The organism is Nocardia alni (assembly GCF_019038435.1).
Taxonomy (GTDB): Bacteria; Actinomycetota; Actinomycetes; order Mycobacteriales; family Mycobacteriaceae; genus Nocardia; species Nocardia alni.
In genome coordinates this window covers 1-23,951 of the sequence record NZ_JAGPOX010000150.1, presented here as the reverse complement: position 1 = coordinate 23,951, position 23,951 = coordinate 1, and the positions used below count along the sequence as shown (strand labels likewise).

19 protein-coding genes are annotated in these 23,951 nt (G+C 67.2%); 7 read left to right on the top strand and 12 right to left on the bottom strand.

Annotated elements, in window-relative coordinates; translation table 11 throughout:
• Window positions 1-557: 557 nt before the first annotated feature.
• Window positions 558-1,496, bottom strand: coding sequence for a catalase family peroxidase (locus tag JZ791_RS36925; RefSeq protein WP_216901444.1), 939 nt, complete (start codon window positions 1,494-1,496; stop codon window positions 558-560).
• A 241-nt stretch (window positions 1,497-1,737) separates the two neighbouring features.
• Between JZ791_RS36925 and JZ791_RS36920 the strand changes: the two genes are divergently transcribed.
• Together JZ791_RS36920 and JZ791_RS36915 are read left to right on the top strand one after the other, a co-directional pair.
• Window positions 1,738-2,769, top strand: a complete 1,032-nt coding sequence (locus JZ791_RS36920; protein ID WP_216901432.1) for a YdcF family protein — start codon at window positions 1,738-1,740, stop codon at window positions 2,767-2,769.
• A gap of 151 nt (window positions 2,770-2,920) precedes the next feature.
• A complete protein-coding gene (locus JZ791_RS36915) occupies window positions 2,921-3,724 on the top strand; it encodes a helix-turn-helix domain-containing protein (protein WP_216901430.1) in 804 nt (267 codons plus the stop codon).
• On the opposite strand, the gene JZ791_RS36910 is transcribed toward JZ791_RS36915, so the two are convergent.
• A complete protein-coding gene (locus JZ791_RS36910; RefSeq protein ID WP_216901428.1) occupies window positions 3,684-5,048 on the bottom strand; it encodes a cytochrome P450 in 1,365 nt (454 codons plus the stop codon). The genes JZ791_RS36915 and JZ791_RS36910 overlap by 41 nt on opposite strands.
• Window positions 5,049-5,666: 618 nt before the next feature.
• Between JZ791_RS36910 and JZ791_RS46695 the strand changes: the two genes are divergently transcribed.
• The gene (locus tag JZ791_RS46695) at window positions 5,667-7,751 is read left to right on the top strand and encodes an SMI1/KNR4 family protein (RefSeq protein WP_216901426.1); all 2,085 of its coding nucleotides are present in this window, start codon (window positions 5,667-5,669) and stop codon (window positions 7,749-7,751) included.
• Window positions 7,752-7,860: 109 nt separating this feature from the next.
• Here the strand turns inward: JZ791_RS46695 and JZ791_RS36900 are convergent, their stop codons facing one another.
• From JZ791_RS36900 to JZ791_RS36865, 8 genes are all read right to left on the bottom strand, one after another.
• Window positions 7,861-8,718 carry a TIGR03619 family F420-dependent LLM class oxidoreductase gene (locus JZ791_RS36900; RefSeq protein WP_216901424.1) on the bottom strand — a complete coding sequence of 286 codons (858 nt, stop codon included), beginning with the start codon at window positions 8,716-8,718 and terminating at the stop codon, window positions 7,861-7,863.
• Window positions 8,719-8,831: 113 nt separating this feature from the next.
• Complete coding sequence (locus JZ791_RS36895) at window positions 8,832-10,529, bottom strand: dipeptide ABC transporter ATP-binding protein (protein ID WP_216901422.1); 1,698 nt, start codon at window positions 10,527-10,529, stop codon at window positions 8,832-8,834.
• A 12-nt stretch (window positions 10,530-10,541) separates the two neighbouring features.
• A complete protein-coding gene (locus tag JZ791_RS36890) occupies window positions 10,542-11,501 on the bottom strand; it encodes an ABC transporter permease (protein WP_216901420.1) in 960 nt (319 codons plus the stop codon).
• Window positions 11,498-12,454, bottom strand: coding sequence for an ABC transporter permease (locus tag JZ791_RS36885; protein ID WP_216901418.1), 957 nt, complete (start codon window positions 12,452-12,454; stop codon window positions 11,498-11,500). Before JZ791_RS36885 ends, JZ791_RS36890 begins: the two co-directional genes overlap by 4 nt.
• 6 nt (window positions 12,455-12,460) lie before the next feature.
• Entirely contained in the window at window positions 12,461-14,080 is a 1,620-nt protein-coding gene (locus tag JZ791_RS36880; protein ID WP_254206948.1) for an ABC transporter substrate-binding protein, read from the bottom strand.
• A gap of 18 nt (window positions 14,081-14,098) precedes the next feature.
• Window positions 14,099-15,784, bottom strand: a complete 1,686-nt coding sequence (locus JZ791_RS36875) for an ABC transporter substrate-binding protein (RefSeq protein WP_254206947.1) — start codon at window positions 15,782-15,784, stop codon at window positions 14,099-14,101.
• A complete protein-coding gene (locus JZ791_RS36870; protein WP_216901417.1) occupies window positions 15,768-16,193 on the bottom strand; it encodes a DUF742 domain-containing protein in 426 nt (141 codons plus the stop codon). The genes JZ791_RS36875 and JZ791_RS36870 overlap by 17 nt, the downstream gene beginning before the upstream one ends.
• The gene (locus tag JZ791_RS36865) at window positions 16,190-18,361 is read right to left on the bottom strand and encodes a sensor histidine kinase (protein WP_308163322.1); all 2,172 of its coding nucleotides are present in this window, start codon (window positions 18,359-18,361) and stop codon (window positions 16,190-16,192) included. The genes JZ791_RS36870 and JZ791_RS36865 overlap by 4 nt, the downstream gene beginning before the upstream one ends.
• A gap of 653 nt (window positions 18,362-19,014) precedes the next feature.
• On the opposite strand from JZ791_RS36865, the gene JZ791_RS36860 reads away from it, so the two are divergent.
• Both JZ791_RS36860 and JZ791_RS36855 read left to right on the top strand, forming a co-directional pair.
• Window positions 19,015-19,254 carry a hypothetical protein gene (locus tag JZ791_RS36860; protein WP_216901415.1) on the top strand — a complete coding sequence of 80 codons (240 nt, stop codon included), beginning with the start codon at window positions 19,015-19,017 and terminating at the stop codon, window positions 19,252-19,254.
• A 193-nt stretch (window positions 19,255-19,447) separates the two neighbouring features.
• Window positions 19,448-20,683, top strand: a complete 1,236-nt coding sequence (locus JZ791_RS36855) for a COG4705 family protein (protein ID WP_254206950.1) — start codon at window positions 19,448-19,450, stop codon at window positions 20,681-20,683.
• 74 nt (window positions 20,684-20,757) lie between these two features.
• Here JZ791_RS36855 and JZ791_RS36850 read toward each other — a convergent pair whose 3' ends face one another.
• Window positions 20,758-21,270, bottom strand: a complete 513-nt coding sequence (locus tag JZ791_RS36850; protein ID WP_216901407.1) for a hypothetical protein — start codon at window positions 21,268-21,270, stop codon at window positions 20,758-20,760.
• Window positions 21,271-21,410: 140 nt separating this feature from the next.
• On the bottom strand, window positions 21,411-22,355 hold the full coding sequence (locus JZ791_RS36845) for a sigma-70 family RNA polymerase sigma factor (RefSeq protein ID WP_216901404.1): 945 nt from the start codon (window positions 22,353-22,355) through the stop codon (window positions 21,411-21,413).
• A 182-nt stretch (window positions 22,356-22,537) separates the two neighbouring features.
• On the opposite strand from JZ791_RS36845, the gene JZ791_RS36840 reads away from it, so the two are divergent.
• Together JZ791_RS36840 and JZ791_RS36835 are read left to right on the top strand one after the other, a co-directional pair.
• Window positions 22,538-23,293, top strand: coding sequence for an SDR family NAD(P)-dependent oxidoreductase (locus tag JZ791_RS36840; RefSeq protein WP_216901402.1), 756 nt, complete (start codon window positions 22,538-22,540; stop codon window positions 23,291-23,293).
• A 12-nt stretch (window positions 23,294-23,305) separates the two neighbouring features.
• On the top strand, window positions 23,306-23,951 hold a 646-nt coding region (locus tag JZ791_RS36835; RefSeq protein ID WP_216901400.1), incomplete at its 3' end, for a DUF899 family protein.

Below are 23,951 nucleotides of genomic sequence, written 5' to 3'. Positions count from 1 at the left end.
GTTCGGTGCGAGGGGCGGTGGGGTGGGCCTCGGCGTCTGCGATGGCCTGCTTCAACTCTTCGACCGCTCGGGAAGCTTGTTCGAGGACTTGCTCGAAGGTTGACACCAACGTACGCAGCGTGTCCATGTCGAACCCCGGCGGCTGGCTCATCGATCTCTCTCGCGCCCGTCCCGCCGATCTGGTGCCGGTGGAAGGCGGCCATCGCTCGTCGGCGGCGACTCGAATTCACTGTCCCATGCGTGCCCGACCAAGTCCAACCCTGGGGATCCAGGAACGGCGCGCATTCGCGGAGAGTGTGCGCCGTTCCTATTCGTCGGTGCCCGGACGCGGGAGGAGCTATCCGGCCAGTGCGGCTGTCGCGCGGTCCGTGGCCGCCAGCGCCACGGTCAGGGCGGTGTCGAGGTCACCGGGGTCGATGCCGGCGAAGGCGACGTCGGTGCACTCGCGCGAATGTGCGTAGAGGGCTCAGTGACAACTGTTCAATGCACTGCCCGCGAGGAATCCGGCGCGGTCATCGAACTGATCGCGCGCATGCGGGACAGCCACTGACGCACGCTCAGCGCCCAGCGCGGCGCCGGTGCAGCGACTCGGCATAGGCGTGTGCGCGGAATTTCAGGACCGGATCGTCGGACAGCTCGATGCCCTCGGTGATCCTGGTCGGATTGAATGCCTGTGTGTCCCAGTATTTCTGATCGTCCACCGGTGCGGTGAGCTCGAGCCGTCCGGCGACTATCTCGCGCCGCTCGTCGGGCCAGGCCACGGTCGGGTCGTGGGTGGGGTCGTCGCGCTCGCCGAGTTGGACCCGTAGCGTGAATTCCACGGCGCCGCGCCGCAGCCGGTCGTCGAATTCGGTGGTCATATAATCGTCTGTGCTGGTGGCGATTTCGGCGTCGGTCAGCTCCTCGCGACGTGCCTCCGGCTCCCAGCGGAACCGCACCGGCCGCCGGCCGCCCCCGTCGGTGACCCAGATGAACGCGTGGATGGCCCAGTAGGTGGCGGTGCCGTAGCTGACCGGAATCGGCGGGTGCTGCATGATCGGCTCGGCCAGGTGCGGATGCGCGGCGATGAATTCCCGGACGCGGGCCTGATCCGCCACGCCGGTTGCCGGGTCCGGGCGCAGGGCATCGGTGAGCCCGAGGAATTCCTGCGGGGTCGAGGCGACGAATCGGGGCACGGTGATCGCGAGCAGATCGGTGTCGCTGCCGTCGGGCAGATGGAACCGGGTGGCCATGCCGCGGGTCACCGCGGCGGTGTCGGGGGTGTGCGGATTTCCCTCGGAGTTGGAGAACCGCACCGTCACGGGGACCGGCCGATCGTGCAGATGGGCGGCGGCGGTGAGCGCGGAGGCCGCGCCGGTCGGGGTGAAGGTTCCGCTGAAGCACGCGCCGCGGGCGCCGGATCGACGACATCCGGGATACGGACCGCCGCTCATTCGCTCCATGGTGTCGATCAGGTGCGTAGCGGCGGACAGGACCGGTGTGTCGTGGGCCGTCATGGTTCCTCCGATGTGGCATTCGCTCTCTGGGGGCAATTCTTCGACGACGACGCCGGTAGGTCTGTTCGCGCAGTAACACTGGTTGTGTATCCGAGGCGACACATAGCGGCTGCCGCATGAACGCGGGGTTCGCAGCGAGTTCACAGCGTGTGCTGGTGGACGGTACAGACGCGCGGACGACAGTGGACTCGTCATCACCGCGGATCGGCGGGGTGTAGCTGCTCGAGGGAGGTGTTCGACCATGCTGGACGTGCGTGCGCGGACCCTGCCGTCCACCATCCCGGACGACAGTGGAGTCGCCCGGGACGCGAGTGAATCCCGTTATTCCACAACAGGATTCATTTTCATAGCGGTCGTCGCAGTGGTATTGCCGCTGACGCTCTCGGCGCTGGGCGCGATGGATCACGCGGTAGCCGAACTGCTGGGTTTCGGTCTGTTCGTCGTGCTGTCTCAACTGTCGCTGCTGACCGCCGGGATCGGGCTGCTGGCCAACGGCGTCGTGGTGGTGCGCCGGGAGGGCGTGCGGGTGGCCACCGTCGTCGCGCTGGTGGCGGGGCTGGGCCTGATGGTGCTGTCCATGGCGATTCGCGATGTGGTGCACCCCGAGGCCGATACGCCCGCCTGGTTGTCGATCGCGGCCGGTGTGATCGTTGTCGTGGGTGCCTTTCTGCTCGCGCAACTGGTGGCGTTCACGGGCTATGCCGTGCTGTATGCCCGGAGCCCGCGGCGTGCCGGCAGCGATGCTCTGATAGTCCTGGGTTGCGGACTGGACGGTGCGCGGGTCACGCCCCTGCTGGCTTCGCGCCTGGATCGCGCCGCGCAGGTATACCGGTCCGAGCGGGCGATCGGGGCCGATCCGGTCGTGGTCACCTCCGGCGGCCGGGGGCCCGGGGAAACCGTGGCCGAGGCCGATGCGATGGCGGATTACCTTGTGGCGGCCGGGATTCCGGCGAGCCGGATCATCCGTGAGCGAGAGTCCCGGACCACGCAGGAGAATCTGCGCAATTCGGCCGCAGAGGTACGCGGTCTGGGTTCCGGCGGCCGGATGGTTGTCATCACCAGCGACTTCCATGTGTTGCGCGCGGCGATGCTGAGTCGCCGTCTCGGTCTCGGCGCCCGGGTGGTCGGCGGTCGTACCGCGCGGTACTTCGTGCTCACGGCGTTCCTGCGGGAATTCGTCGCGGTCCTGGCTCTGCACCGCCGGGCCAATATCGCCATCGGCACGGTGCTGATCGCCACGGCGGTGCTCGGCTACTGCACCGTCCTGTCGTAGCGCACACGGTCGTACTCCCTCGAGCGAGGCGAATCCCGGCGGTACACAAGGCAGGTCGGCCTCGAATTCGATCATGAATTACGATCGAGACTCACCCTGCACGGCCGGATCCGGTCCCGGCGACGTGCGATGAGCTTGCGGGAGGGCGGAGTTGGGTACAACGCGCGCCCCGCGGGGCAGGTCCGACGACTACCTGCCGGTCGGCACGGTGCTGCAGCGCTTGCGCAGGTCCGCCGACATTCGGCTGGAATCGCTGGCCGAGGAGGCCCATCTGTCCACGTCGTTGCTGCGGAAGATCGAATCGGGGCATCGGCCGGCGACCCGGCAGACCATCGCCACCCTCGCGCCGATCCTGCACCTCTCGCCGACCGAACAGCGGCAACTGCTGGTGCTGGCCGATCCGTATCCGCTGGGCCGGGGCTCGCGCACGGGCCCGGCGCGCACACCGAATGCCCGGGAGCTCGGTGTTCTGGACTCCAGCCCGTTTCCGGCCTGCTACATGCAGGCGGCGGGCCTGGACGGCACGCTTCATGTCATCGTCGCGACGAACGCGCCGTTCGACGTGTTCTTCCCCGGATTGGAACCGTCCGTCAGCGTGCTCGAGTACGAACTGCTGAATCCGACCGCCCGAGACGTATTCGTGCGATGGGAGCAGGACGCGCACCATCTCGTTCACGAATGCCGCACGCAGCTGGCGGGATTCGTCCGTGAGGACCGGATCGAGGAGTTGAAGAACACACTGCGGGCGAATCCGGACTTCGACGGTATGTGGGACACCCCCATTCCGTCGAAACTGGAAGCGCGCCAGACCGTCTGGGTGGCCGACATCAGTGACGGCTCGGCATTCGAGATGTACTTCCGTGTGTCACAGGACCAGAGTCCTTGGCTGCATTGGGCTTTGACCCCCGTGGACGTCATGGGTTATCTGCGGCGCTATCCGCCTGCCGCCGAGTGAGGATCATCGGCAGCCGCGGCGGGCGTAGACTCGCCGCGCGCCGAGGGGTTACCCGGGTGCGGGCCAGCGCGGGCGTCGGGCGCAAGCTCCACTGTTTCGCGATCGATGCCAGCGCGAGAGTCAGCTCCGCCCGGGCGAATTGCTCACCGATGCAGCGCCGCGCGGCGTAGCCGAACGGGACGAAGGCGCCCGCTTCGGGGAGCGCGGTGTCCCAGCGTTCGGGAACGAATCGGTCCGGATCCGGATACAGGTCGGGACGGCGGTGCAGGAGATAGGGACTGATCGCGACGGTCGTGCCCGCGGGAACGAAGTACCTGCCGAGACGGGTGTCGCTCATCGCGGTGCGAGTGAGGATCCAGACCGGCGGATACAGCCGGAGCGTCTCGGAGATGACGTGGCCGGTGTACCGCAGATCCGGCAGATGGTCGTGTTCCGCGATGTCCTTCGGACCCAGGACCGCGGCGACCTCCGCGTGCAGCGCGCTCTCGACCTCGGGATGGGTGGCGACCAGCCACAGCGACCAGGCCAGCGCGGAGGCGGCGGTATCGATACCGGCGATCTGGAACAGCATCAGCTGATCGATGACCTCCGAGTTCGACAGTGCGTCCCTGTCCGACCGGGTCGCGAGCAGGATCGACAGCAGATCGTCGCCGACGCCCTCGTTGGTCGCGACGCCCGCGCTCATGAGATCGCGCAGCCGGCCGCTCGCTGCGCGATAGCGCCGATTGGCCGGGGTGGGCAGACGATTCACTATGGGCGGCAGCAGCATCCGAGCAGCGGCCAGGGTGACGAGGGTATCGACGTCCGCCACGACCCGGCCGAGTTCGTCCGGCGTCAGTTCCTGCGAAACGACCGTGACGGCAAGGATCTTCGTTACCAGGGTATTCGTCTCGGCGGTGATGTCGACGACCTGCCCCGACCGCCACGAGCGGCAGATATCGGCGATCTCGCGGCTCATCCGCATCGAGTATCCGGGCATTCGGGACTTGTGGAAGGCGGGCTGTACCAGTGGCCGCTGGCGGCGGTGCTCATCGTGGGTGCAGGTGGTCAGGCTGTTGCCCACGACCTCGCGAGCGCGCTCGAAGAACTGACCGCCCTTGTCGAACACGACGTCGTTCTTCAGGATCTCGTGCGTCAGTTCCGGTGTGCACGCCATGAGGATTCGCGCCGGGCCGAGGTGGAGTGCGACGAGGTCGCCGTGCGTCGGCAATGTCGTGAGCAGTCCGAGGGGATCTCGCATTCGCAGCGCATGTCCGGCGAGGGGGATCGCGCCCGGTAACCGAGGGGCGGTCGAGAGTTCGGCGGGCGGCATCCGGTCCGGCACGTTCCTCGAATCCTGAAAGCTGTGGCCGCGGGGGCGGAACTGGTATCGGCAGCCAGTGAACAATCCGCCGGGATCGGTGTCAATGCACGGAATGTGCAAACAGCCCGTCGAACATGCGTTGGACCCCTGAGGTTTTCACAGTATGTGAATTGACCGACCGCTTACCGGACGGTTGACTGGGATGGGAAAAATGTTGTGCACGAGCAGAACTCGACAGGAGGGGAGGCGTGCGACAACGCGTGGCCACCGCCGATGGGCTCACGACGATGCGCGTGCGGCCTGCCGGCTCGGTGGCATCTGCCCATCGCAGAACGCAGCGGACGCGCACGCCCAGTCGAGTGCTGCACACCGTACGTGCCTGCGTTTCAGCCTGGCCCGCACCGCTTCCACCTTCGACCGATCATCGACCGCGATACCCGGCTCGGTGGCGACCTGCCCGGCGCGCAACCCCGCACCACCGGCAGCACCGCTGCCGCGCAGCGGGCCGCGATGGCGCCTGACATGCTGGGAGCCATGGCTTCTGGTGTTCGACTGTATGGCTTGTTTCGGCGTCCAGCAGTCGGCCGGCACGACTGGGCGCGCGCCGGGCGGCTCGCGGTTCAGATCGAACGAGCCGGCGTGGATGCTGTGTTGACGGAGGTCGGCTGGCGCACCGGGGACGGCGGCGAGGTCTCGCTGACGCTGCCGGGTTTGGTCGGGGTCTACCGATCGCCGGACGGGCAAGCATGGGAGCTGCGTGGCGAGGTGATGCCGGTCGAGGCGCGCGAGTCCGCGATCCCCGCCGTCTACATGCTGTTCGAGGGCGATAACGAGCAGCCGCTGTCGCAGCATCCGCAGAATCCGCTGCGACTGCTGATGGACGACGGGACGGGCCATCCCGTCAGGCTGTCGTGGCAATTGGCCACGGGGGAGGGCGGTCACGTCGCCTTCGCGCCGTCGTTGCAGGACGATCACACCGCGAAGGTGGCCGACATCGCGGCCACGGCGGAGAACTCCGAGGGCAACGAGGTGGCCCGTAATCTCCTCGACGGGTCGAGGACGACGAAATGGTTCGCGCCGGTCTCGCGGGCGGAGCTGGTGCTGCAGCTGAGCACGGATCGCACGGTCCTCCGCTACGAGCTGGCCTCGGCCGGTGACGCGCCGGACCGGGATCCGCGGGACTGGGAGTTGCTCGGCTTCCGCGGGGGACGCTGGGTCGTGCTCGATGAGCGGCGTGGCGAGGTATTCGGCGATCGGCTCACGTCACGAACCTTCACAGTCGCCCGGCCGCGAACTTGCGAACGGTATCGACTGCGGATCGTCGGCAACGCCGGATCGCCGCATCTGCAACTGGGCGGGCTGCGATTGCACACTGCGGAGGGGCCCGAGCCGCCACCGAGCTTCCTCGGCTGGTATCGGCGGCCCGGCCAGGATGCCGTCGCGCTGCGCGGGTTCCTGATGCGGGAGCGGACGACCGCCCCGCCGGTACCGGAACCGGCCGTGGATGAGCCGGAAGCAGTGCTGACGAGCCTGCCGCGATGGCAAGAATGGATCGCCGCCTACAGCGACCAGTGGTTCCGAACCGCGAGCGCGGAAGACCTCGCGCGTGCCGGACTGCCGACGACCGGACTCGCCCACCCACCGGCCGACCTCGCGGCGATCGAGCAGGCCGAGGCCCGGCTGGCACACCGGCTACCCGCGACGCTGCGGTCCTTCTACCAGGCTACCGACGGCCTGCTCGAGGCCGGGCCGTTCGGCGAGCGGGTCCTGCCGCTGATAGAGCTGGACTGGATGCGGGACACCGAAGCCGAGCTGATCGACTTCTTCAACTTCGGCGACGAGGACGACACGCTGTACCCCCTGCTGACGCGGGCGCTGCGAATCGGCGTCAGCGACAACGGCGACTACTGGCTCCTTGACCCCACAGACCGGACCGGCGGCGAATGGGCCGCCTACAGCTGGAATTCCTCGGACGGCCTCGAGTCCGAACGATCCGACAGTTTCGCTGCCCTGCTGAACGACCAACGGGCCACCCTCGAGCGGTTCCGCGCCCACGAGGGCCGACCCGCCCATCCCGAAGGCGCCGACGACCTGCTCGCGCAGGGCCGCCGCCTGGCCCTGGCCGGCGATGTGACGGCGGCGCACGAAACCCTGAACCGGGCGATGGACGCCGGCTCTGCGATGGCCGCGTATCTGGACGCGCAGGTCCGGCTCTTCGCATTCCCCAATGACTGGCACGAGGCCACCCTGCGCAACGGGGTACTCGGCAGCGACCATGCGATGGCGGCCATCGACGACGATCACCTCCGCGGCGACCTCATCCCGATGTATCTGGCGCTGGCCCGTCCGGACGACACCCGCCCCACCGCCTCAACCGCGCGATGGCTCACCCGGTTCGTCTCCCGGATCGACGCGTTCCCGGGCCGACCGGCCGGCGAGGGCGAGCAGTACGCCGCGCAGTGGGAGGCCTTCGCCGCCACACTGATCGGCGACCCGATACCCGACCCCGCTCCCTTCGGCGAGACCTGCGCCGTCGTCCGGGAACTCATCCGTCACGGCCGTTCCGACGACGCCTGGAACCTGCTGCGCAGTGAATTGCCCTCCTGGCGACCGGATTCACCGCTGCGTGTCATGCCGATCGTGCTGATCACCGACCCGGTGCTGCGCTCCATCATGACCCCGCAGCGCCGCCTCATCGCCGCGATCACCCGACGACCCGACTGATCATCAGCCGCGACGCCATCGCCGCCCCCCCCAGCAACCACAACAGCACCACAACCAAATTCGCAGACCAGAATGCCCGGGCCGCTATCTGATCAGTTTGCACAGGCATTCAGCGGCGCAGTGCGAATCGTTCGGCGAATTCCGACATCTTGTCGTGCTGCTCCGCGGGGTCGTCGCCGGGGAAATTGACGACGAGCCGATTCACGCCGTGGTCGGTGAGGTCGGCGACCTGGTCGGCGGACATGTCGGCCGATCCCCAGCGGGTGTACTCCATCGCGTCCGGGTCGCGGCCCGCGTCGGCGGCACTCTGGCGGGCCAGGGCGATCTGCCGGTCGCGTTCGTCGTCGGGCAGCATGCCACCGGCGAAATAGCCGTCGCCGCGCCGCCCGGCCCGGCGGGCGGCGGCCGCGCTGGAACCGCCGACATGGATCGGCAATTCGCTGGCCTCGTACGGCTTGGGATAGCTGCACACATCCTCGAAGGTGAAGAACTCGCCGCGATGGCCGACCCCGTCCGGCCCGCCCGTCCACAGCAGCCGCAGGACGTCGATGGCCTCGTCCGCGCGCCGGCCGCGGCTGCGGAAATCCACTCCCAGGGCGTTCGCCTCACCGGGCAGGGCCCCGAGCCCGACGGTGAGCAGCCGCATCCGTCCCCGGGACAGCACATCGATGGTGGCCAGGCGCTTGGCCAGCACCACAGGATGCCGGTACGGCAGCAACAGCACACCCGTGCCGAGCAGAATGCGCCGCGTCGCCGCGGCCACGAAACTCAGGCAATCGAGCGGATCGAGAAACGGCAGTGTGGGGGACAGCTCGCCCGCACCGTACCGGGCGCCGGGATACAGCACGATATGGTCCTGCACGTACAGCCCCTCGAATCCGCAGTCCTCCGCGTGCCGCGCGAACGATACGAGACGATCGGGGTCCGTACCGTTGAACGCGGTGTTGTAACTGATCGCGAAGCGCATGCGGGATTCCTTCGTGGCGGGGACGCACCTGCGTGGCGCGACATCGCCGAAACGGTAATCCCTCCCGCCGACGTCAAGGCAAGAACGCCGGAAGCGATGGCGCTCGGCCGGTTTCAGGCGGGAACGAGGGCCGTTGCCCCGGGAATGGAGTCGAGCAGGCGTCGGGTATAGGGGTCGGCGGGGGCGGTGAGGACGGTCTCCGTCGGGCCCTGCTCCACCACCTTGCCGTCGCGCATGACCACCACGTCGTGGGCCAGGGAGCGGACAACGGACAGGTCGTGGGAGATGAACAGGTAGCTGACGCCGAGGCGGTTCTGCAGGCCGGACAGCAGAGCCAGGATCTGTCGCTGGACCAGGACGTCCAGGGCGGAGACGGCCTCGTCGCAGATGACCAGGCGGGGGTTGACCGCCAGGGCGCGGGCGATGGCGACGCGCTGGCGCTGGCCGCCGGACAGTTCGTTGGGGTAGCGGTGTGCCAGGGCGGCGGGCAGGCCCACCTGGTCCAGAAGTTCGGACACGCGGGCGTCGCGCGTCCTGCGGTCGCCGGTTCCGAAGGCGCGCAGGGGTTCCGCGATCAGGCGCCGCACGGTCCACATGGGGTCCAGCGACGAGTACGGGTCCTGGAACACCGGCTGCATCGCGCTGCGGGCGGCGCGCAGTCGTGCGCCGCGCAGGCCGACCACCTCCTCACCGTCGAGGCGGACCGTGCCGGAGGTGGCGGGGACCAGGCCCAGAACCATTCTCGCCGTGGTGGTTTTGCCGGAGCCCGATTCGCCGACGATCGCGGTCGTGCGGGCGCGGGCGATGGTGAAGGAAACGTCGTCGACGGCCTGGAGGATGCCGCCACCGCCGCGGATACGGTACTGCTTGCTCAGATGTGAGACTTCCAGCACGAGAGGTTCGTCACCGGACTCGGCGGCCTGATCTTCGGAGACCTCTATCTCGGACTTCCCGTTGGAGCTGATGTGTTCGGGAGATGTTGTGCCGGTGACGATGTCCTCGGCCGAAGGCGTGCCGGAATCGGCGGGCCGCGGGGCGATGAATGCCGGTGCCGCCGCGACCAGCCTCTTGGTGTAGTCCTGCTGCGGGTTCGTCAATACCTCACGCGCGGGGCCGGATTCGACGATCCTGCCCTCCGACATGACAAGGACCCGGTCCGCCCGTTCGGCCGCCAGGCCGAGGTCATGGGTCACCAGCAGCAGGGCCGTGTCCAGCTCCCGGGTGAGTTTGTCCAGGTGGTCCAGGATTTGGCGTTGGACGGTGACGTCCAGGGCGGAGGTCGGCTCGTCGGCGATCAGCAGCCCCGGGCGGCACGACAGGCCGATCGCGATCAGGACGCGCTGGCGCATACCTCCGGACAGTTCGTGCGGATACTGCCGGGCGCGGCGGGCGGGGTCGGGCAGTCCGGCCTCGCCGAGCAGTTCGATCGCCCGCTGGTCCGCTGCACGGCGCGCGTAGAGACGATGCGCCACAAGGGTTTCCGCTACCTGCCTACCCACCCGGGAGACCGGGTTGAGATTGGACATCGGATCCTGCGGCACCAAGCCGATCTCCTTGCCGCGCAACTCGCGCAGCCGCGGCTGCGCGGCTTGTGCGATATCCTCGCCGCGCCACAGGATGCTGCCACCGGTCACCCGGCCCGCGCCTGGTAGCAGCCCGATGATCGCATGCGCCAGTGTGGATTTCCCGGATCCCGACGCACCGACCAGCGCGACCCGCTCGCCCGGCGCGATGGTCAGGTCGGCGCCGTGCACGGTCGGAGTATCGCCGTAGGACACCCGCAGATCGCGGATTGTCAGCAGCTCAGTCATGACGACGTCCCTTCAGCGACTGGTCTTCGGATCGAGCGCGTCGCGCAGCGCATCGCCGAACAGGTTGAATCCCAAGCAGATCAGCAGCAGCGCCACCCCGGGGAACACTCCGGGCCACGGTGTGCGCATCAGGTATTGCTGAGCGTCGGACAGCATGATGCCCAGGCTCGGGGCGGGCGGTTTGATACCCAGCCCGAGGAACGACAGCAGCGCCTCGCCGAGTACCGCGGTCGGCATGATCACGGTGGCCTGCACGATGATCGGGCCGAGGGCGTTGGGCAGGATGTGCTCGCCGAGGATGCGCAGCGACCCGACGTGCATGGTGCGCGCGGCCAGCACGAACTCGGTCTCCTTGAGCCGCAACGTCTCCGCGCGTACCACTCGCATCATCAGCGGAATCTGCGCGATGCCGAGCGCGATCGACGCCTGCACCAGCCCCGCCCCGTAGATGACGGTAAGCCCGACCGCGACCATCACGAACGGAAAGGCGAGCAGCACATCCACGACGCGGGACAGCACCGAATCCAGCCACCGCCAATACCCGGCCAGCAGCCCCAGCGGCACACCGATGACCACCGCGCACAGCACCGACAGCACGCCCACCTCGAGCGAGGCCCGCGTGCCGTACAGCACCCGGGACAGGATGTCCCGGCCGAGATCGTCTGTGCCCAAGGGGTATCCGACGGTCCCGGGTTTCTGGAACGGAATCGGGAAATGTACCTGGGAGGGCGAGTAGGGCGCCAGCAGCGGCGCGAAGACCCCGACGAAGATCACGATGAGCAGCAGCACCGCGCCGACCATGCCCAGTGGATTGGCGCGTAGTCGTCGCAGTACGCGACTGCCGAGCCGGATCGATTCCGACCGGGGCTCACCCGCTACCGGACCGGACCCGTTCGCGGACTCGGTGATGCCGGAAGCCGTGGTAGTCGCCGTGGCTGTGGTGTCTTCGGGGACAGTCTCGGTGTTGCTCATTGCGCCCTCCCGGACACGCGCACGCGCGGGTCTATGGCCGTGTACAGCACATCGACCAGCAGGTTTATCAGAATGTAGGATGCGGCGATTACCAGGACGACCGCCTGGATCACCGGATAGTCGCGGCTGAAAACCGAGTCCAGGGTCAGCTTTCCGAGTCCCGGAAGGCTGAAGATGCGTTCGGTGACGACCACACCCGCGATGAGGAAGCCGAGCTGGACACCGATGACCGTGGTGACCACGATCAGGCTGTTGCGCAGGCCGTAGCGGAAGATGATCGTGCCGCGGTGCAAACCCTTCGCGCGCGCGGTGCGTACGAAGTCGGCGGTGAGCGTTTCCACCATCGCCGAGCGTGTCTGGCGCTGGATCACCGCCGCGTGCGTGACGCCCAGGATCACGGCGGGCAAGGTCAGGAAGTAGACACCGCGCAGCGGATGTGCCAGCGGCGAAACGTATCCCGAGGCCGGGAACAGATGCAGCCCCACCGACAGGTACAGCACCGCGAGGATGCCCAGCCAGAAGGTGGGCACCGACAGCCCGGCCAGTGAGAAACCGCCCGCGAGCCACTCCGGCCAGCGCCCGCGATACACCCCGGCGGCCACTCCGCCGATGACCCCGATCAGCACCGCGACGAGCATCGCGTACACCGCCAGCTGGAAGGTGACCGGCAGCGTCGTACCGATCATGTCCCGCACCGGAATTCCGGTGCGAATGGAGCGGCCGAAGTCACCGGTGAGCGCGTGGCCGACGAAATCGAGGTACTGCACCGGAAGTGACTTGTCCAGGCCCAGTTCCGCGCGCACGGCCGCGACGGCCGCGGGATCGGCCTGCTCACCGGCCATGACGGTGGCCGGATCGCCGGGTAATGCGCGCACGGCGAGGAAGACCACGATCGACACCAGCACCAGAGTGAGGGCGGATTGCCACAGTCGGTGAAAGACATATCGCAGCACGGATATTCAGCTCTTCCCAGTAGAGACGAACGCGGCCTTGCCGAGGCGGACGGTGCCGTCGGCGTACACCTCGATCCCGGTCACCCGGACGGAGTGCACCGTCAGGTTCCGCAGCCGATAGGTGTAGATGTACGGGTTCTCCCGCGCGATGTAGCGCACCGCCTGCTCGTACAGCGCACCGCGCCGCTGCACACTCGTGGTGTGCGCGGCCCAGGCCAGCACGTCGTCCAGGCCGGGCGAGCTGAATCCGCTGTAATTGCTGGTGGATCCGGTGGAGAGGAATTTGGAGATGTTGCCGTCCGGGTCGAGCCGGCCCGACCAGCCCAGCAGCAGGGTCTCGTAGGTGCCGCGCTTCTGCTCGTCCAGCAGCGTCCCGTACGAGGTGGGCACGATCCGCAGGTCGAAGCCGCCCTCGGCGACGCTGGCCTGCAACGCCCGCGCGTACTGCATCTGATCCGATATGTTCATGACCTGCATGGTGATCGGATATGGGATCTGCGCACCGGCCTGTGCCAGTAGCCGTTTGGAGCGCTCCGGATCGAAAAGCGGGCAGGCCGTGGCGGCGGCGGTCGCGTAGGTGGTACTCGGGGCGATCGGCGTGCAGGCCGACTCGTACCAGCCCTTGAACACCTGGTCGACCAGTGCCTGCCGGTCGATGCTCATCGACAGTGCCAGCCGCACGCGCGGGTCCTTGGCCAGCGGGGTGTTGATCCGCCCCACCGGAGCCCCGGCCCCGGCGACATCACCGACATTGATGTAGAAGCCCTGGAATCCGAACGAACCCGATTGCAGCAGATGCAGATCCGGATCCTTGGCCAGCGAGCCCACGTCTTGCGGCGACATGGTGTCGGCCACCTGGATGTCGCCGGAGCGCAGCGCGGTCGCGCGCTCACTGGAATCGGTCATGATGCGATAGATGATCCGGTCCAGGTGCACGTCCTGGGCGTCGTAGTAGAGCGGATCACGCTCCACCTCGATGGATGATCCGGTCACGCGGCTGACGAACTTGAACGGCCCCACGCATACCGGATGATCGCCGAAGTTCTTGCCCTCCTTGGTCAGTGCCGTCGGCGACATGATCATCCCGGCCCGGTCGGCCAGTGCGGCGGTGATCGGCGCGAACGGCGTGCTGAACTGGATCACCACCTGGTTGGGCCCGTCGGTATCGATACTGGTGATCGGGCCCATCTCACCGGTGCGCTGCGAACCGGTCATGGTCAGATGCCGCTCCAGGCTGGTCACGACCGACGCGGCGGTGAACGGCGTGCCGTCGGCGAACGTGACTCCGGTGCGCAGCGGAATCGTGACCGTGAGACCGTCGGGGGAGAACTGCGGCTGATCCGACGCCAGCTGCGGCACCAGATTGCCCGACGAGTCGTTGTCGTAGAGCTTTTCGCAGATCGTGCTCATGACGTAGCGGGTGTACAGCGAGCTGGAGGTGGTCGGGTCGAGACGGTCCGGATCGTTGGACAGGCCCATCACCAGCACGCCGCCCGCGCGTACGGGCTGGGTGCCGACGGGTGTGCCGTAGTCGTCGATGTGCACCGCCGGTGCGGTCACGGGACTGGTCTGCGCGCAGGACGCCACGGCGCAGACGATCAGCCCCAGCAACAGTGTTCGGAACAAGCGGTGACGCACGGTGTTTCAGTCCTTCCCATTGACCAGGAAGGCGGCCTTGGCGACGCGCACCACACCGTCCGGGAACACCTGGATGCCGGTCACCTGCTTGGACTGCACGGTGAGCAGGCGTTCGCGATAGGTGTAGATGTACGGGTTGTCCTGCTGCAGGTTCTGCACCACCTGTCCGTACAGTCCTGCGCGCGTGGCGGTGTCGGTGCTCTGTGATGCCTGTGCGAGCAGATCGTCGACGGTGGGGGAGCTGTAGCCGGTGTAGTTGGAACTCGCCCCGGTCCTGTTGAACAGGGTGATGTTGGCGTCCGGGTCGATACGGCCGGACCAGCCGATCAGCAGAGCCTGGTAGGTGCCGCGTTTCTGCACGCCCAGCAGGGTGGAGTACTCGGTCGGCACGACGTCCAGCTGGAACCCGCCCGCGGCGATATTGGCTTGCAGCGCTTGCGCATAGCGGAGCTGGTCCTGAGTGTCCTGCACCTGCAGTTCGATCCGATAGGGGATCTTCACCCCGGCGGCGGCGAGCAGCTTGCGCGAGCGCTGCGGATCGTAAGTGGGGCAGGCGATTCCGGCGGGTGTGGCGAAGGTCGTCTGCGGCACGATCGGCGAGCAGGCGGCCTCGAACCAGTTGTCGAATACCGTGTTCACCAAGGTGTTTCGATCGATGCTGAGCGACAGCGCCTCGCGCACGCGGGGATCCTTGGCCAACGGTGTGTCGATCTGCTTGGTGGGCTTGCCGACGCCATCGACGTTGCCGATGTTGATGTACATGCCCCGGAAATTCAGCCCGCGCGCCTGCAGCAGATGCAGCGACGGTTCCTTGGCCAGTGCGTCGACATCCTGCGGCGAGATCGTGTCGGCGACCTGGATGTCCCCCGAACGCAGATTGGCCGCGCGAATATTGGCGTCGGGCATGATCCGATAGGTGATGGTGTCCAGGTGCACGTCTCGGGCGTCGTAGTACAGCGGGTCGCGCTGGACCACGATCTCGGTCTGCGGCACCCGCCGGACGAATTTGAAGGCCCCCACGCACACCGGATGATCGGCGAAGTTCTTGCCCTCCTTGGCCAGCGCCGCCGGCGACATGATCATCCCGGCCCGATCCGCCAGCGCGGCGGTGAAGGGCGAGAACGGCTTGGTGAAGTGCACCACCACCGTTGCCGGACCGTCGGTGTCGATCGAGGAGATCGGCCCCATCTCACTCTTGCGCTGCGAGGTCTTCATGGTGAAGTGGCGCATCAGGCTGGTCCGCACCGCTTCGGCGTCGAACTCGGTGCCGTCGGCGAATCGGACGCCCGTGCGGACGGGAATGCTGACCGTCAGCCCGTCGGCGGAGTAGGTCGGTAGCGCGGTGGCCAACTGCGGCACGATATTTCCCGCGGCGTCGTTGTCGTAGAGCTTCTCGCAGATGGAGCTCATGACGTAGCGGGTGTACAGCGAGCTGGAGGTGGTGGGGTCCAGACGGTCGGGCTCGTTGGACAGGCCCATCACCAGATCGCCGCCGCGGCGTACCGCCGCGGTTCCCACGGCCTTGCCGAAATCATCGGTGTGCGCAGCAGTCCGGGCCGGATACTGCAGGGGGGCGCAGGAGACCAGGGCCAATGCGACGGCCCCCAGTCCCAGCATTCGGCGTGATCGCCGCCGGGCGTGGACAACGGAACTCGATGCGCTGGAATACTTCGCGCTAGAGCGCTCGAACAAGATCCCGGATCCTCTCGATCGCGGAGATGGACAATTCCTGGGATTGGCGCACCCGCACGAATCCGGCTGCCGCGAGATCGCTGACGATCACCTTGGCGATGCCGACCGGAACATGGAGCGCCGCACCGATTTCGGCGATCGAACAGGGCCGCTGGCACAGTCGCACCACCGTGAGCTGTTCGAGTTGGAGCGGGGCGGACAGCGCCGACGGCGGCGCGTGTACCAGCGTCTCGATGCGCAGTCCGTCGATCACGGGGGTGGTGCGTCCGCCGGTAACGACGAACGCGCGCAGAAATTCCTCGTCGCTGTCTTCGGCGAGCTCAGCCGATATCCTGTGCGGTGGAGGTGGATTCGACGATCTCGGCTGCGGTTCCCCCGCATGTGATAGTGGGGGGTCGACGTCTTTCATCTCGAATTCCCGTGAGTGACAGGCGAGTGCGTCGTCGAGCTCGCGGATTCCGGTTCGGTGATACGGCCGTTGGAGGCGGCGCCGGCCCCGTTGGACACCCAGTCGCTGGCCGAATACGGCACCAGTCCGTCGTTGGTGATCTTGGCCTGCACGATCGAGGGCTGCCGATCATGGCCCCCCTCCAGCAGTTCCGAGGGCAACGTGAGCCGTGCGACCACACCGGCGTCCGGCGACGAGGTGAGCTCTACCTCGATGCCCAGGCGCTGCGCGAGCCGGCCGACCACGTAGTGCCCCAGGTAGCGGGTCGGCGCGACGATGAAATCCTGTTCGCCGCGCAGCTTCGCGTTCGCCTGGGACAGATCCGCCGGAGGCATGCCGACCCCGTGATCGACCACCGCGAGCACGTATCCGTGGCCCGTCGGGCGGCCGTACATCTCCACGTCCATATCGGGCGGCGAGAACGTCAAGCCGTTCTCGATCAACTCCGCGAGGATGTGCGCCAGCTCGGTGGCCACCGCGCCGATGATGTACACATCGTCGACCCGGCGCAGCACCACCCGCCGGTAGTCGTCCACCTCCGACATGCCCGCGCGGATGACGGTGGTCAGCGGCACCGCGTTGGACAGTCGGCGCGGGCTGCCCTCACCGACCAGGATGAGCAGGCTCTCGGCGTTGCGGCGCATGCGGGTGGCCAGATGATCGAGTTCGAACAGGTTGGACAGCCCCTCCGGATCGAGCTCCTGGCGCTCGAACTGGCTGAGCAACGCGAGCTGGCGGCGCACCAGATTCTGGTTGCGCCGGGCCAGATTCGACATCGACTCGGTGGTATTGCGCCGTACCAGAGCCTCTTTCGAGGCCAGCTCGAACGCGGTGCTCTGCACGCGGTCCAAAGCGCCCGCCACGGCCGTGATCTCGGCACTGGTCTCCGAGTCGATGTGCACTCGGGCCGGCGCGTCCGGCTGGTGGGTGTCGTCGGCGTGCGACCAGGCGTCGATGGCGTCGGGCAGACGGCGCTCGGCCACGTCGTGGGCCTCGCTGGCGAGCCGCACCAGTGGCCGCACGATCGCGCGCTGGGACAGCAGCACCAACCCGATCATGGCGGCGATGGCCAAGACCGCGAGGACCAGGAAGATCGTCAGCGTGGTCACCGCGGAGGTGCGCAGCGCGTCGGCGCGGCTCTGCACGGCGGTGCCCACCGTCTGCTGCACGGTGCGCTGTGCGTCGATGACCCGGCTCATCCGGGTCCACCAGTCGGCCGCGTCCACCGGTTGGACCAGCGGCCCGTCGCCGGAGGCCAGGGCGATGCTCTCGTCCTGCTGCACCTCCGCCGCGTCCGGGCCCTGCATCACCGCGTCCAGATCGCCCTGCCAGTCGGTCGTCGCGTAGGCCGAGAAGGATTGCAGCGCAGCCTGTTCGGCCGAGCGGATCTGCATGAACTGGCCGAACTCGCCACCGGAGAAATGCCCCACGGTGAACACCCCGTTGAGGAATGCGCGCTCGGCGGCGAACTGCGTCTTGGCCGTGCCCAGGGCATAGAACGCCTGCAGTCCGCGCTGGATCTGCTGGTCGCGGGCCAGGTCCAGGCCGAGGGTGGGGCGGTTCAACGCGTCGACGGCGTCGTTGTAGAACTGTGCCGCGGCCGGTCGGCTGATTCGGCGGGTATCGATCTGGGCGCGGGTGTTCGCGAGCTGACCGAGGCGGCTCAGGGCGGCGCGAACCCGGTCCACGCCCTGCACATTCGAGTCCGCCGCGTCCTTGACCGCGCCGAGCGTCGCATCGACGGTGCGGCGCTGCTGCAGCAGCGGCTGCTGCAGGCGCGAGTCGCCGCCGAGCAGGGCGTTGCTGAGGCCGAATTCGCGTTGCACCTGGTCGGTGAGGTCCTGGACGTTCAGCGCGAGGGTGACCGCAGCCCTGGTGTTCTCGGATTCGCGATAGTTCCCGATCTCGTTGACGGTGGTGACCGTCAGCAGCGCGATCGTCAGGATCAGGGCAAAGGCCAGGATGCGGGTGAGCTGTCCACCAATCGTTTTGGGTCGCAGGAGCGCCGCGACCCCACCGAATGGGGACGTCTCGACGGCATCACCGGACGGCGGCGGCTCGGCGGTATCGGAGCCGGTCGGTGAGTCCGTTCCGTGCGAGGGCTTTTCCGATCCCAGAGATAGACGCACCCTGCTACTCCTTGTGAAAGCCCGTGACTGTTCGAGGCGGAGTCCACGAAGTCCGTGAGGAAAGTCTCATATGTCCCTCCACTCGTCAACTCGAGAGCCGGTTTACGCCATTTCGTTTGGGGTACACCGCCTGTTTGCCCACGCTGGCAAGGATTTTCAGGGGTGCCGATAGGGGTTGTCGAGATCTCTATCCGGTGAAGGGGTATTGACGGTGCATCGTGGATGCACTCCGAGTGAACACTGCGAATAACCCGCCGACCAACAGCACCGCGGGCGCCCGGGCGAGTAGTTGTTCGAATCCCCCGCCTCGCGAGGTGGAACATTTCGTCGCCCTTCGAGCGGAAAAGAACTTCGGCCGCGTGGTGCAGCAGATGTCGATGAGCCCGCCGCCGGGTCACCGGAGCGGTAGATGGACGCCGAGGCTCGGCTGGACGCGTTAGCCGGAGGTGCCGTGCGGACTGGGAGACGTGCGCGGGCAAGTAGGTCACTGTCCCAAACAGGCCATCGATCGGGGCAAGCCTCTTGACGCCGCCTGCCAGGTCGGAATCGCCGGAGACCTCGTGGTCTCCTTGGCGTCGATCCTGCAACGTGAGCTCGACCCGCGGGGGTCCGCGCGACGAGCGAAGAGCCGGATATTGCTGTGTGGATCGGCTATGTCGGTGATGGGGCGCCTGCTCGCAGGCAGCGCTCCGCTGCGTGGCCGGGCCAGCTTGGAATTGATCGTCCGGCCACTCGGCTGGGGATACGACACCAGTCGGACTGTCCTCACCTGCTACAGCGGAGCCGGTTTCGATGAGAACCTCCGTCTTGCGGGCACCGAACCAAGACAGGGCGAGGACCCCGCGCGGGCGCCGATGCTGGTTGATCTGAACGCCATCTATGCAGATGTCTGAGACACCATCCATACAGATGTCTGAAATGTGGTAATTCCCGCAGGTCGCTCTGCATTTCCGTATCAATTACTTCCGCAAATGCAGGCCCTGGATTCCGCATTTGCGCGGTTTTTCTTCCGCGTTTTGCGCAGGCGCAACTGTATTCTCAGCGGGCTCACAGTGAAGGGTCGTTAGCGTCGGCGGCGTGGCTGATATGACGACATCGCAGGTTGGGGCCGGGCGGCGGATGCTGAGTAAGGTGCCCGAGGTCACGGTGTGGTTTTGGGTTATCAAGATCCTGTGCACCACGGTGGGGGAGAGTTTTGCCGACTGGATCAACAATTCGTTGGGGGTCGGGTTGGTGCCTACGGCGCTGATTTTCACCGTGGTGCTGGCCGGGGCGCTGGTGTGGCAGTTGCGGCTGGATCGGTATGTGCCGTTCGTGTACTGGCTGAGTGTCGTGGTGCTCAGTGTGACGGGCACGTTGTACACCGACATTCTCACCGATCAGCTGTCGGTTCCGCTGGCCGTGAGTACCAGTGTGTTCGCCGGGATTCTCGCGGTGGTGTTCGGCGTCTGGTTCGTGCGGGAGCGGACGTTGTCGATCCACAGCATCGTGACGCTGCCCCGTGAGCTGTTCTACTGGCTCGCGGTGCTAGTCACGTTCGCGCTGGGCACCGCGGCGGGCGACTGGACGCTGGCGATCACCGGGTGGGGTCCGGGTGTTTCGGTGCTGCTGCCCGCGGGGCTGATCGTCGCGGTCATCGCCGGGTGGCGACTGGGTGCGAATGCCGTGCTGTCGTTCTGGCTGGCATACATCCTGACCCGGCCGCTGGGCGCGAATCTCGGCGACTGGCTGGCCTCGCCCACCGCCGATCACGGCCTCGGTGTGGGGACGGCGGCGACCAGCGTGATCTTCCTGGCCGCGATCCTCGGGACCGTCGTGTACCTCACCCGCACGCACGGCGATGTCGTCGAGGACCGGCGACCGGCCCCGTCCACCGACCTGCGCCGGGAACGAATCATGCTGGGGTACTACGTGATCGTGGCGATACTGGTCGGCTGCCTGCTCGCCTGGGCCTCCGCGCAACCGCACTCCACGTCGTCGGCGAGCGAGGAGGACCCCAGCAGCGCTCCGGTCGCCGCGCCGCTGAATCCGGGCCAGGCGACCGCACACTTCCCGCCCGCCGAGGTCGCCAAGTTCCGCGCCATCACCCAGGACACCCTCGCTCTGGTGCGGTCGGGGCAACAGAGCCAGGCCACGGCCCGGGTCAAGGACCTGGAGACCACGTGGGATCAGGACCAGGATTCCCTGCAAGCGATGGACGGCTCTTCCTGGCATGTCGTCGACGGCCAGATCGACGCGGTCCTGAAGGCATTGCGGGCCGGCCACCCCGACGCGGCGACGCAGACCCGAACACTCACCACCTTGCTGACTACGTTGAGCTGAGCGGCGTCCTTCGCGTCGATCCTCGCGAGCGCTGAAATCGTGCGTTGCCGGTGTATACCGCCGCCCGACTGTCCTCAGCTTTGCGCGGCGGTCGAGGACTTGTCCGGAGGGGGTGGGAATCTCGGCGTCGTTCGTTTCTCCCGCGAGTATCGATGAAGCACAGGAGTGCCGAATGCCGTCTCCCCGGGCTCGGCCGGGCGACCACCCACACCGTGCACCGAGCGACTCGCGTTCTCGCGCACCAATACCCGCTCGACTATCTCCTGTGTGCCCTCTCGTCGTACGTGCTGTACGGCGACGTTGCTGCACGCGACGAAACCGGATCCGAACCGAGTGCCGGTCAGCCGCAACAACAGCAAGGGCAGGGCGGCTCCGTCATCGAGGTCCCCGTGGCGGGTAACCGGTGTGATCGTCAGCCCGTTGTCGAATCTGTTGTCCAGCTCCATCCGCATGACACCGTTGAACCAGACTTCCGTCCAGCTTTCGGGCATCGCGGATTCCTTGCTGCGCAACCATAGCTGTTGATGACTGATCGAATATCGATACACATGCATACCGCGCTCGAAGGTGAAGGGGAGATCACTCACCTATCCAGAGTGCCACGTCCTTTGGCGGACTCGCGCGCCCTTCAGAGTCTGATCGAAGCCCGGGGCAGTCGTCGGTCGGCCTCTCTCGAGCTGAATCCTATTCTCCTGCTGTGTTTCCGGTTCAAAGGCTGATCTCCGGCTCACCTGGTCGGCGGCATGCCGAACGCGGCGAACAGCGTCGGTTCGAGGAAGACGGTGATGGCGGTGACTCCGCCTGTGCCGGTGGTGATGACGTGTATCGCATGGGCGTGCAAAATGCCGTCGGCGCCCCGGCGGTAGTCGGCGATGGCAGGCTGCCCGTTCGCGGCGGTCGGGATCAGCATGATGGTGCCGGGCTCGGCGAAGGCGCGCTTGGCGAGGAATCGCGTGACGGCGTCGCGACCGGTGAACCATATTGGTACAGGGGGCATTTCGAGCCTCACATCCGTCGCCAGCAGCTCGGTGAGTGCCCCCAGGTCGGCGTTTTCGAATGCCGCGCAGTAGCGGTCGAGGAGTACGCGACGCGCGGTGTCGTCCGGCTCCGCGATGGCGTCGGCGGGCGCGAGTTCGGCCAGATGCGCCCGGGCCCGCTGCAGGGCGCTGTTGACCGCGGCAGGGGTGGTTTCGAGCAGTTCCGCGACCTCGGCGGCGCTCAACTGAACGACATCGCGCAGGATCAACACGGCCCGCTGCCGTGCGGGTAGTTCCTGCATGGCCGTCATGACCGCCAGCCGGACGCTTTCCCGGGCCACCACCACGGTTTCGGGGGTCAACGCGTCGGGCAGGGGTTCCAGCCACGGATAGACGCCGGTATCGCCGTCGAGGGTCGCGTCGGGGTCGGCCGAGCCGGCGCCCAGGCCCGACGGCAGCACCCGGCGGGCCCGATTCTCCAGTGCGCGCAGGCACGCGGTGGTCGCGATCCGGTACAGCCAGGTCCGCAGCGCCGCGCGTTCCTCGAACGCCGGGTAACCCCGCCACCCGCGCAGATACGTCTCCTGAACGAGATCCTCGGCATCGTGCACCGAGCCGAGCATGCGGTAGCAGTGCGCGATCAACTCGGCGCGAAACGGCGCCGCCTGCTCGATGAAATCCTCCTGGACCGGCACGGTCGTACTCCTGTTTTCTCGACGTGGCGGGACATAGATCCCATACCGGTACAGATCCGTCCGGCGACCGAAATTCATCGGTCCTCTCGCCCCGACATTCGGTGGACCCGTGCCGATGAATCGCGGCATCGGCACGTATCTCAATTCGTGGGGCACAGATCATCGACGAAAGCGAGTACGCCATGAACCAACCGATCACGCTCGACGGCACGACGGCGATCGTCACCGGGGCCAGCCGTGGATTCGGGCGCGGCATCGCCACGGCGCTGTCGGCAGCCGGTGCGCATGTTGTCGGCGTCGCCCGAACGCGCGCACCGCTCGATGAGGTGCGCGACGAACTCGGCGACACCTTCACCCCGGTGGCCGCCGACGCCGCCGATCCCGCGACGGCCGCCCGGCTGCTCGACGAATATCGACCGAGCACGGTGGTCCTGTGCGCCGGAGCCGTTCCGCCGATCGGCCCGTTGCAGGATCAGACCTGGGAGATGTTCGGCCGGAACTGGAATGTCGATGTGGCGCAGGCATTCCACTGGACTCGCGAGGCGCTGCGTCGCCCGCTGGCGCCGGGCAGCTCGGTGATCGCGATCTCCAGCGGCGCGGCGATCAACGGATCGCCGATCAGCGGTGGTTACGCCGGCGCGAAGGCGACCGTCCGGCTCATCGCGAGCTATGCCGCCACCGAGTCGGAACGAGCCGGGCTGCACATCAGATTCGTCTCGATCCTCCCGCAGCTCACCCCACTCACCGACCTCGGAGCCACGGGGGTCGAGGCCTATGCCGCGCGGCAGGGCGTCGATGTCGACACATTCGTGCAGGCCATGGGCCCCGCCCTGACCCCGGAGCAGGTCGGCAAGGCGGTACTCGAGCTCGCCACCGCCGCCGAGCCGGTCCACCACGCCAACACACTCACCGCCGCAGGCATGTCGCCGCTGGTCTGAAAGGACATCACCATGAACAACACCCCGCCGATCGTCCCGCCGAAGCAGTGGGAGGCAGCGTGGCAGGAGATGCTCGTCAAGGAGAAGGAAGCGACCCGCGCACGTGACGCCTTGGCGGCCGCCCGCCGGCGGATGCCCTGGCAGATCGTGGACAAGCAGTACGCCTTCCAGGGCCCCGAGGGCGGCGTGCGCCTGGTCGACCTGTTTCAGGGGCGTCGCCAATTGATCGTCTACCGTGCGTTTTTCGAGCCCGGCGTCGACGGCTGGCCCGACCACGCCTGCCGCGGCTGCTCCATGATGGCCGACCACGTCGGCAACCTGGCCCACCTCAACGCCCGCGACACCACGCTCGTATTCGCCTCCCGCGCAACACAACCGGACCTGGCGAGTCTGAAGGCCCGAATGGGCTGGAACATGCCCTGGTACACGATCACCGACGACTTCGACACCGACTTCGGCGTCGACGAATGGCACGGCACCAACGCCTTCATCCGCAACAACGACACCGTCTACCGCACCTACTTCATCAACAACCGCGGTGACGAAGCGATGGGCACCACCTGGAGCTACCTCGACATGACAGCCCTAGGCCGCCAAGAACTCTGGGAAGACTCCCCCCAGAGCTACCCCCAAACCGCCCCTTACGAATGGTGGTCCT

What these genes read in the sequence shown, in the direction of transcription:
- JZ791_RS36925 (WP_216901444.1), bottom strand. Translation starts at nt 1,496, where the DNA reads ATGACGGCCCACGACACACCGGTCCTGTCCGCCGCTACGCACCTGATC.
- JZ791_RS36920 (WP_216901432.1), top strand. Translation starts at nt 1,738, where the DNA reads ATGCTGGACGTGCGTGCGCGGACCCTGCCGTCCACCATCCCGGACGAC.
- JZ791_RS36900 (WP_216901424.1), bottom strand. Translation starts at nt 8,718, where the DNA reads ATGCGCTTCGCGATCAGTTACAACACCGCGTTCAACGGTACGGACCCC.
- JZ791_RS36895 (WP_216901422.1), bottom strand. Translation starts at nt 10,529, where the DNA reads ATGACTGAGCTGCTGACAATCCGCGATCTGCGGGTGTCCTACGGCGAT.
- JZ791_RS36890 (WP_216901420.1), bottom strand. Translation starts at nt 11,501, where the DNA reads ATGAGCAACACCGAGACTGTCCCCGAAGACACCACAGCCACGGCGACT.
- JZ791_RS36870 (WP_216901417.1), bottom strand. Translation starts at nt 16,193, where the DNA reads ATGAAAGACGTCGACCCCCCACTATCACATGCGGGGGAACCGCAGCCG.
- JZ791_RS36860 (WP_216901415.1), top strand. Translation starts at nt 19,015, where the DNA reads ATGTCGGTGATGGGGCGCCTGCTCGCAGGCAGCGCTCCGCTGCGTGGC.
- JZ791_RS36855 (WP_254206950.1), top strand. Translation starts at nt 19,448, where the DNA reads ATGACGACATCGCAGGTTGGGGCCGGGCGGCGGATGCTGAGTAAGGTG.
- JZ791_RS36840 (WP_216901402.1), top strand. Translation starts at nt 22,538, where the DNA reads ATGAACCAACCGATCACGCTCGACGGCACGACGGCGATCGTCACCGGG.